The organism is Acinetobacter johnsonii (assembly GCF_048551975.1).
Taxonomy (GTDB): Bacteria; Pseudomonadota; Gammaproteobacteria; order Pseudomonadales; family Moraxellaceae; genus Acinetobacter; species Acinetobacter johnsonii_A.
In genome coordinates, this window is record NZ_JBIMCF010000044.1 from 1 (window position 1) to 9,207 (window position 9,207).

The 9,207-nt window shown below is 33.6% G+C and carries 13 protein-coding genes; 3 read left to right on the forward strand and 10 right to left on the reverse strand.

Translation table 11 applies throughout. The annotated features are described in order from the left end of the window. Positions 1-48 precede the first annotated feature (48 nt). The 6 genes from ACG9ZB_RS16130 to ACG9ZB_RS16155 all read right to left on the reverse strand — a co-directional run bounded on the left by ACG9ZB_RS16130 (position 49) and on the right by ACG9ZB_RS16155 (position 3,013). Entirely contained in the window at positions 49-447 is a 399-nt protein-coding gene (locus tag ACG9ZB_RS16130; RefSeq protein ID WP_419326741.1) for a protein-export chaperone SecB, read from the reverse strand. A 3-nt stretch (positions 448-450) separates the two neighbouring features. Further along, positions 451-852: a hypothetical protein gene (locus ACG9ZB_RS16135; protein WP_419326742.1), complete on the reverse strand. Its 402-nt coding sequence runs from the start codon at positions 850-852 to the stop codon at positions 451-453. Between the two features lie 18 nt (positions 853-870). Then, positions 871-1,386 carry a hypothetical protein gene (locus tag ACG9ZB_RS16140; protein WP_419326743.1) on the reverse strand — a complete coding sequence of 172 codons (516 nt, stop codon included), beginning with the start codon at positions 1,384-1,386 and terminating at the stop codon, positions 871-873. Positions 1,387-1,583: 197 nt separating this feature from the next. Beyond that, entirely contained in the window at positions 1,584-2,327 is a 744-nt protein-coding gene (locus ACG9ZB_RS16145) for a DUF4145 domain-containing protein (protein ID WP_419326744.1), read from the reverse strand. 97 nt (positions 2,328-2,424) lie between these two features. Beyond that, entirely contained in the window at positions 2,425-2,739 is a 315-nt protein-coding gene (locus ACG9ZB_RS16150) for a BrnA antitoxin family protein (protein WP_057069499.1), read from the reverse strand. Further along, on the reverse strand, positions 2,702-3,013 hold the full coding sequence (locus tag ACG9ZB_RS16155; RefSeq protein ID WP_038350243.1) for a BrnT family toxin: 312 nt from the start codon (positions 3,011-3,013) through the stop codon (positions 2,702-2,704). The genes ACG9ZB_RS16150 and ACG9ZB_RS16155 overlap by 38 nt, the downstream gene beginning before the upstream one ends. A gap of 311 nt (positions 3,014-3,324) precedes the next feature. Between ACG9ZB_RS16155 and ACG9ZB_RS16160 the strand changes: the two genes are divergently transcribed. After that, a complete protein-coding gene (locus ACG9ZB_RS16160) occupies positions 3,325-3,849 on the forward strand; it encodes a hypothetical protein (RefSeq protein ID WP_253107559.1) in 525 nt (174 codons plus the stop codon). 215 nt (positions 3,850-4,064) lie between these two features. Here ACG9ZB_RS16160 and ACG9ZB_RS16165 read toward each other — a convergent pair whose 3' ends face one another. The 3 genes from ACG9ZB_RS16165 to mobQ all read right to left on the reverse strand — a co-directional run bounded on the left by ACG9ZB_RS16165 (position 4,065) and on the right by mobQ (position 7,782). After that, a complete protein-coding gene (locus tag ACG9ZB_RS16165) occupies positions 4,065-4,607 on the reverse strand; it encodes a plasmid replication DNA-binding protein (RefSeq protein WP_419326745.1) in 543 nt (180 codons plus the stop codon). Between the two features lie 66 nt (positions 4,608-4,673). Next, positions 4,674-5,696, reverse strand: coding sequence for a RepB family plasmid replication initiator protein (locus ACG9ZB_RS16170; protein WP_419326746.1), 1,023 nt, complete (start codon positions 5,694-5,696; stop codon positions 4,674-4,676). Positions 5,697-6,327: 631 nt separating this feature from the next. Next, positions 6,328-7,782, reverse strand: coding sequence for a MobQ family relaxase (gene mobQ / locus ACG9ZB_RS16175; RefSeq protein ID WP_419326747.1), 1,455 nt, complete (start codon positions 7,780-7,782; stop codon positions 6,328-6,330). 211 nt (positions 7,783-7,993) lie between these two features. On the opposite strand from mobQ, the gene ACG9ZB_RS16180 reads away from it, so the two are divergent. Continuing rightward, a complete protein-coding gene (locus ACG9ZB_RS16180; RefSeq protein WP_419326750.1) occupies positions 7,994-8,254 on the forward strand; it encodes a mobilization protein in 261 nt (86 codons plus the stop codon). Here the strand turns inward: ACG9ZB_RS16180 and ACG9ZB_RS16185 are convergent. Beyond that, entirely contained in the window at positions 8,240-8,392 is a 153-nt protein-coding gene (locus tag ACG9ZB_RS16185; RefSeq protein ID WP_419326748.1) for a hypothetical protein, read from the reverse strand. The two genes, ACG9ZB_RS16180 and ACG9ZB_RS16185, sit on opposite strands and share 15 nt — an antisense overlap. A 153-nt stretch (positions 8,393-8,545) precedes the next feature. Here ACG9ZB_RS16185 and ACG9ZB_RS16190 point away from each other — a divergent pair, with 153 nt between their 5' ends. Next, positions 8,546-9,091, forward strand: a complete 546-nt coding sequence (locus ACG9ZB_RS16190; protein WP_419326749.1) for a hypothetical protein — start codon at positions 8,546-8,548, stop codon at positions 9,089-9,091. The last annotated feature ends 116 nt before the right edge of the window (positions 9,092-9,207 follow it).

The window sequence follows — 9,207 nt, forward strand, 5'->3', positions numbered from 1 at the left end:
TCTAACATAGCGACTACGCATAAGAGGTTTTATGTTAAATAGCCCAAGTTATTGGGCTATTTCTTTTTTCTTTTTGTATAAAAGTTCAAAATTAACAGAAGGTAAATACATCACTTCTAAACCGCAATTTACAAAATTACTAGCGATAAAAGATCTAAAAAATGGATAAGCAATAGCAGGAGCATTTACAAAAGGAAATTTAGATTTTTTGAAATCCTCATTAATTTCAGAATCTACTTTGAATTCTGCTAGGAAAATAGTATCTAGGTGATAACCACTTTGGTGTTCTATTAAGGCTTTAATAACGACAATAAATTTATCTCTTACAGAATCAGGGAATTCAACCTGGTAATCAAAACTAAACTTTTCTTCTTGCTGAGTAAAATCATCTTGAGCAGGCTGTATTTTTAAGAAAAGAACTTTAGTTGAAGTTAATTGAATATTCATATTTTATGCAGCACATTGATATTGATTAGAAACTTCTTGGGTTTTGAAGTTTCTAATCATTTCTACAGAATCGTAAGGCAATGGTGAGGAAAAATCATAATTCACAAACTCTTTATTTCTTTCGATAGAAAGAGAAATTAGGATCTTTGATATATCATTAGGAATAGACATAGTTGATAAAGGTTCAATTGGAACATCTATTGTTGGCAATAGCATTTCAATTGGTGAACCAATCAGACTTTCTGTCGTATTCAATGAAAAACTTGCACAAAATTCCTCTAGTGATGGAGAGGATGTACATTTCTCATTTACTTCAATTAATTCTTCCAAAAAAGAATCAATGTCATCGATTTCATTGATCCAAGCTTTTGCAGTTTCAATGCAATCTTTTGAATATGAAGCCATAACTTTCTCCTAGTGGAGTTAAGGATATACCCAACTAATATGATTTATCATATCTGATGATTCTGGGTAAACAACAATTTGTTGGCGAGTGGGTAAAAATAGACATTCACCACCTGTGTCTTTTATAAACTCAATAGACTCAGTCTTTTTAGATTTAATGTCTGATGCCTTAACCACTTTATAAGCCAATTTGTCTAAACGTCTTAATACTAAAAAAAGAGTAGATACGTTAATTCCTTGTTGCTTTAAACGTTGAATTTGTTGCCTAGTCCTCTGCTTCTTTGCCTCAGTAGCTTGGTCAACAATTTCATCAAGTAAACAATAAAAATTATTTTTAAAATTAATAAACTCAAGTTGGTGATCAACATTACCTACAAGATCCCAGAACTGGTCTTTAGGAACATTAATTTCAAATTGATTTATAGCATAATTAGATCGATAGTGATCTTTCCCCCATTCATGAGCAAAAAAAACACTATCTGTCCATAGGTAGTAACCTTGACCAAGCCATTGTTTTTCTTGAGAACTACTCAAAAAAGGAACTCTTGGAATTATAAAGTCTTTTCCACCATCTAGTTTGCATGTGTGAAAACAATTTAAGGTTAGTGATACCAATGTACCCTACTCCATCCCCCCAGAGTGTGGGGAATTATATAGATAATGTACTAAAAATTATATATTTAATATAATTATATGATCTCTTATCAAATAGGCTCTACAAGATTTCACTTCTAATTTTTTTGGGCTCTTTTAGGAATCACTTGTTTGTACTCATCAAATTTCAAAGTCTTGTATTCCAAAGATATGATGTCTTCGACAACCATGAGTAAATTATCCAACATCTCTTTTTCTGGTCTGAATCCTCTATGACCAGCTGCATTTCCAGCCTCAATCACTGTATCGAGTAACTCAAATTGTTTTTGATTGATATATTTCTGTTCTAGCATTTTTTTTAATTTATCTTTAAAAGATCCAGAATCCCCAATTTTCTTGACTATATATCTATCAATAAGAGTTCTGATTCCGGAAAGTGCTAGTATAAAAAATCCTTTGTCATAAGCACATATAACTTCAAAAAACAAAGACATATCTTCAACAGGTAAGTTGAAAGACCATTTCCTATTTTGATAGGTATTTGAATTAAAATTAGGATAGGAAAGACTTAAATATTTATGTTCATGACAATGACCACTAGAACTAATACGGTTATTCAATTCCTGAAGTTCTAAAGGAATTTTTTCAAAATTATTAGCATTGTTTTTTAATTGATAAGTATCAATGTGAAGTAATGGTGCTTCGCATTTTTTACATTCACAAAATTGATATGCATCTATTGAAATAGACCAAATACTTGTCGCTATATCAGTATTGGAGTCTTTAACAAACCCTTCTATAGGTCTAGGAAAAATTTTAAAAAAGGATCTTTTTTGGGGCGTCTCATGTTTACAGTTCCAGCAATGTTTCCATATTTCCATTACGTTACTCTTAGTTTAGTGAAGATTTCTTAGTTTCCCTAAAATTAACATAATACACGTTATACGCAGTCAAAAATGGGAGCCTAAGCTCCCATTTTTATTGATGATTTTTTAATTCTTTTAGCATGGCATCCCGTAAAATTTTATTCATTCGTGTTTGATAGCCTTTGCCTTGGGCTTTTAGCCACTGCATGACATCTGCATCGATGCGAACCGTAGTTACTTGTTTAGTCGGCTTGTAAAATGGATTTTGCACTGCATTTTTCCAGAAACTTTCATCAAGTTCAGGAATGTCCGAAAAATCTATTTCACTGTCTGGGCGTTTAGCCAAAGCTTCAAGTCTTGCCTTTTGTTCTTCAGACAAAACAGGAGGATTATTCAAATCCATTTTGTAAGTAACGGTTTTGCTCATACTGTTTCCTCTCTTTTTTCTCTGCCTGTCGTGCTGAAATAATACGGATATGATCAATCCCATTATGATCTTGTACAGTATGAGCCACCAATAAAACTGTCTGCCCGTGTACGAGACCTATCGCTTGCCAACGATATTCACCATTTTCAAAGCGATCCTGTTTGAAGACGGCATGAGCATCATAAAAAACTAAGGTTGCATCTTCAAAAGCTACACCATGTTTTTTGAGGTTTGTTTCTGCTTTATGCTCATCCCATGAAAACTCAATTTCCATAGTTGCATCGCTTTTTGTTAATACAAAAATGTTAATACAAAATTGTAAATTTTGCAAAGTTGTTCCATTTTTTATTGGCAAAATATTACAGAATCGAACATAAAAAAGCCGACTTGTTTCAAAATCGGCTTTTTTATGTTTTTTGGATTTTTATGGTTCTATTAAGCAATTGATATCTATATTAATATACAAGTGTATTGCGTATAACCACCATTATGTTAAATGGACGTGAAATATTTATCTAACCAAACCTTAAAAACTTGTGAAATACTCAATCTTTATTTTATTTAGTACTTAAAACTAGAGGAAGCATGAGAAAAATTTTCCTTACATTAACAATTATTCTTTTCTCTACATTTTCAAATGCATATGATCAATATTTAGGATACTGGCAATTTAAGAACACATCAGAAATATTGAAAATTTATAAAAATAATGAAAACAATTATTTAGTAAATATTGATATTGCTAAGAGTATTGTTATGCCAGATGTAGGAAAAACAGAATATACGTTAATAAAGATCACAAAAGATACTTTAGGGCTAAAAGATGGTTCAACAGTAATTCCATTTAAGTTGTCTAATGATGGAAAAGTTCTTCAATTAACTGATCGTACATATCTCAGAGTCAATGAAAATTCTGCAAAAACTATTGTAAAAAATGATATTAGTTGCTCTAAATTACGAACTCAATATCAAGATGAAATAGGAAAAATGCAAATTAATTCATTAGTTAATCAGATTGATAATGATAAAGAAATTAATCAATTGAAAATTAAATACATCAGACTACAAACGGACATTCAAAATTGTAATATTAGGATTGAATCAAATTAGACTAGTCATAGTATGTGTATATTGAAGAATCTCTACAATTAACATAATACACCTTATACGAAATGCGTTATAATTATCTATATAAATCAATGCTGTAGTTTCTAGTTTATAGCCCGAACATCCCTGTTCGGGCTTTTTTTATGATTTTTCACGTTCCACGCCTATTATTTGATCAATGTTTCACAACTTTGTTCATATCAGTTAAACAATCGTGGTTAATCATAGGGTCTAAAAAAACGGCTCCAAAAGCCTCTTTTTTCTGGTTCAGGCTCTACGTGTTCAGGAACAGGAATTCGCTTGTTTTCGATTACTTCAGGTTCTTTAGGTGGCATTGCTATCGCTTCTTCTTTTGCTTCTGCCGCTAGTTCAGGCTGTACCAATCCATGATCACCAGATTGAGTGATTTGGGGTTTTGGTGCTTCCAATAGACGTTGCATGGCTTCGATTTGTTCCTGATAGAATGATTCACGTTCTAGCGATTGATTTTCTCTAAGTAATGCCTGATTTAACTGTTTTTCCAGTATGTCAACTTGACGTTTTAGTAAGTCAACTTCTGTCAAGTTTTGACTGTTAATTGATTGACTTTGATTGACAGTAGTCTCTTTTTTTTGTGGTTCCCCAAAAACTCTTAAGGCTTCTACAAAGTCAATTAAGCCATCAGATCCTTTAGATAAATTCCCTTTGTTTATATGTGCATATATGGCTTGCCTTGAATATCCGTAAAGCTTGGCCAACTCTGAAACTGACAGTTTTTTCATTATGTAAACCAGTTTTAAACTTGTGTTAATACTTGACTGTTAACTTAACAATTTCAATTAACAATGTCATTGAAATCCAGCTTTTCTGAGTAAAGGAAGTAACTCCCTAAATTTTTCAGTATCCAAAAACATGTCAGCAATACGAATAGCAAATTGTTGATAGCTCTCTGTACCTTGAGAATATTTGCTCATTTCAGGCATTTCAGAAAGTTTTGCTGCAAATAAATAACGTTGAGCATCTGTCATTGGAATAAATAAATCAGGTGTTTGGGGATCTCTTTTAGAGTCTTTTACTGTCGGTTTACTTCCCTTTTTCGACTTAAATTTTAATTCTAGGTGTGTAAACTTACGTCCTGTTTTTATCAGTTCATATTTAACTGAATAAGGTGATTTCTCATTGATTTCATTGATAGCAGTATCTATTACACGTTTTTTTAAATCTTTAGTAGCTTCGTATTTATCGAATAAAGCTAAAGAATACCGTAGATCATCTAAACTAATTTTACAGTAACCAGTTGACTTAAATTGCATCATCATTTGATAAAAGCGGAAGCTATAAACACTGCCAAAACTTGCAACATCATCAAGTAAAAATTGAGTGAAATTCGCTTTTAATTCACTAAGCAAAGGCAAAATTCGACTATCAAAAACAAGTCTAGCGACGATGTCATCACTACGTCGACCAAAAGGCAAAGATTCTAATAAATTATATTTTCTCAACCCATTTATATAATTTTTATAATCCTCTGGATTCGGATATTTTGCTTTTAATCGAGCATCTGCATTCTTATCAAAGCGTAATACCTCTGATAGCCAATGAAATTCTAAAATCCCTGCATTAGTTTCAATGAGTAAAGTCTTTTTCATTAAATCTTTAGTAGCGTTTCGAATATCTCTTGTTGCTTGATCAGCATTGGCACCTAACCTAATAAAGTCCTCTCTTGTAATGTAATACGCTTGTTTAGGGTCTATTGGTTGGTTTTTAGGTATTTGTGCTAATGCCGATAAGAGCAAACGCTGTTCACTAACACTTAAATTATATGATGCTTTAACGATGGAATTGTCCATTACAACTAGATCATTATTCACCCGACAAATTGTCCTTATTAAAACTAATTAGGACTTTTCTAACATTGTCCTAGTTTTAAGTCAATCAATAAAGGGACAACTTTCTTATTTGTCCCCTTTCACCGACAATCCGTCCCCTTTTCACCGACAATCCGTCCCCCTTTCACCGACAATCCGTCCCCTTTCACCGACAATCCGTCCCCTTTAATAGTCACAAACCCTTATGACTATTAGCTTTGAAGGGGGTCTAAAAACATTTAAAAATAATAAAAAAAATAAAAAAGGAAGAAATTAAAAAAACTTGTGGATAACTATCTACTGTCATGAAAAATTGCCCTATGTTTTCGCTACGCTCAAACTCTATTGAATCTCGCTTTCGCTCGATTCTTTGGGGCAATTTTTTGGCTAATCACATTGAGAAGTCCATAAAAGCAACTATGAATTCGCTTCGCTCATAGTTTTTTTCACTCGCTTCGCTCGGTCTAGGTGCTAATGTCTGCATGGAAATATGAGTTTTCTAGGATTCAAGGCACTTAAAAACGGTTTTTCAACGAGTCTAGGCGCAACTTTTCGTTGTGTCGCTCGTAGACACTCGCTAATAAAATATTGATATTGTTTAAATATTCTTAATTAAAAGACAAAAAGGATAGGCTTAACGACCTCTACTAGAATCTTTAGCCTGTGATGAACCACGTACTAAGTCTTGTTGTGGTTCTTGTTGTGGTACGGCAAAGTTTGGATTTTCTTTATATTTTTCTACAAATTTGGCTTGTACCTGTGCCAATTTCTGCTCTAAATGCGGGTTATTGAATCTTTGCTCAAGCTGGGTTTTTAGAGCGTTATATGCCTGTTTTTGATCATGGTTTAGAGATTGATATAACGTATTAAAATCTAATTTATTCTCTGTCTTTTCATCAAAAGATTTTGATTTTTCAGACTCTTTTTCAATTTTTCGCTCGACTTGCCAAATATTTGAGGTGGCAGCAGATAGCTTATTTTTTTGCGTGTCGAGGGTGCTTGTTAGTTTTAAATAGTCCTCTTTCCAATGCAAAAATTCAGAGGTGGTGATAAGCCCTAAAAACTTCTCTTTAGGCTTGTTAGTTTCCATGTCTTGCAAGGTTTGCTGAATTTTTTCAATTTCTGCGATTAAAACGGCTTTTTCCGCATGTGCCTGTTCTAAATCTTTCTGCAAGTGGTCAAGAATGGGGTTGAATGGCTCTATTTTGCGTTCTAAGGCGTTTTTAGGCTCAATATGTACGTTTGCTTGTCCTGATTGCTCAAACTCTCTTTGTGGGCGTTTTAGGCTCTCTAGGTCGCTTAAAATCTTATCGGCCAGAATGATTTCTTGATCTAGCCCTTTAATTAATTGCTCATTTGCCAGTTTTTCAGCATTTCTAACCTTGATAGCATCGTTTTTCAGGCTGATTTCAGTATCTATGCCCTGTCTGCGAAGTTGTGTAACCTTGCTGCCTTCGTGCTGTGTGGCTTCAAGCCCTAAGCCTTGTGCCTTGTAACTGCGGTGATCGACACGTTCTAGGCTGCCGACTTGTTCTAGGTGGTGATTGCATAACTCGGCAAACTGTTCTCGCCAGTGTTCGACCTGTTGTTTGCCGTGATCGTTAAATTCTCTTGTTTTGTTTCCTAGTTCCCCACGTTCATTGATACTGCGGGTCGTCAGTAAGATATGGGCGTGATAATTTCGTTCATCGCTTCCACTGGCAGTATGTGGGGCATGAATAGCTGCATCCACCACAACCCCATGACGCTCTACAATTTTTTTACATAGCTCATCAAGCATCTTTTGCCGTTGCTCTTGATTGAGTTCTTGCGGGAAAGCAATTTCAAACTCTCTTGCCAGTTGTGAGTTTTTGCGACTCTCAACTTTTTCTACTTTGTTCCATAGTTGGTTACGGTCTAGCAATTCAGGATGTGTATGTTCAGGGGCATAGATTTTCTTGAGTTCCACGCCTGTTTTTTTGGTGTAATCCTGTTCCTTTCCCTGCCGTTCATCTATCAATTTTTCACCCGAACGATAGGCAGCAGCAGCTACGGCACTTCGGCCATCTGCTCTGCTAATGTTCTTCACTGAAAAATGATAAATTGCCATTTTCTCTTTTGTCTTTTTCCGCTTTTAAAAATCAACAATAACCAATAATAATTTTAGGGGTAAAGGGGGTATCCCTTTCGTACTTCCAAACTAATGAAATTAAGTTTGGGAAAGTGCGCCCTTCGGGAAAACCATTATAGCTTAGGAAGGCATTGAATCTCAATGGCAGGTATCCTATGCTTGAATGGTTTTTAAAGGCTTTGGAATCACAATGGGTATCGAATCTTTAGATCAGAAAATTGCAAAACAACAAGAGAAGTTAAACCAGTTAAAAGCGCAAAAACAGGCTGCTTTAGCAAGAGAAAAGGCAAAACAAAAAGCGCAAGAAAGAAAGGACGACACTAGACGTAAAATTTTGTTGGGTTCTTTCTTGATGAAACAAATGGAAGATGAAGCGCAGAAACAAAAAATACTCGCTGACCTGAACCAGTATTTGACCGAAGATCGTGACAGAAAGCTATTTGGACTTTAATGCTGCTAGCTTTTGTTTCCTTTCTTCAAAGTGTGCTTTAAGCCCATCATTGATTGGATGATCTGGATTTTTTGCTGCTTCTCTTTGAGCCTGAATGACTCTATTTCGGGCTTCTAAAATGCTTTCGGTCTTTTTCATGAAATTTTATCTCTTGAATAAAAAAATATGCTTTTAGATCTGATACCAATATAGACCAAGTCAATGAAAGAGATTGAAAAAGTGTAAAAAAATCACGAAAAATATTTTTTTTAGCGATGAGGTATAATCTTTTTATTTTTCAAAGAGAATCTAATGTCTGGATTTAAAAGCCTTTTTTATCACTATTATATTTGGCTGATCATCTTTATATTTACTGTTCTTAATTTTCTTGGATATAACTATATCAACTACTCAAACGCAGGAAATGTGTTTTTTATTGTATTTTTAAATTTGTTCTGCTTATTGTTTTTTACTTATCCATACTTAAGTAAATTAGAAAATAAAATTTCCGAAGAGGATTTCTTAAGTTTCTTAGATGTTCCTCAAGGAAAAATTAAATTTCCGAATATAACCAGTTTTCTAGGTGAACAAGCCTTAGGGTCACTTTTTGCAACATTAACAATAGTTTATGGAAGGGATATTTTTAAGGTAACTGAAAGTGGGGCAATCGCAGCAATATTTGTTTTTATTGTATTTTTAATAACTATAAGTATTACCACCCTATCTTTAACTAGGATTTCTTTACAAATAATAAATTTAAGATATTCAAAGATTCCAGAGTTATTATTGATTTTATTACTATTTTTTATTACTTATTGGTTATATGTTGGAGGTCTGAAATTAGCACCTACAGCTTAAAGAGATGGATGAAATTGATTCTAACATAGCGACTACGCATAAGAGGTTTTATGTTAAATAGCCCAAGTTATTGGGCTATTTCTTTTTTCTTTTTGTATAAAAGTTCAAAATTAACA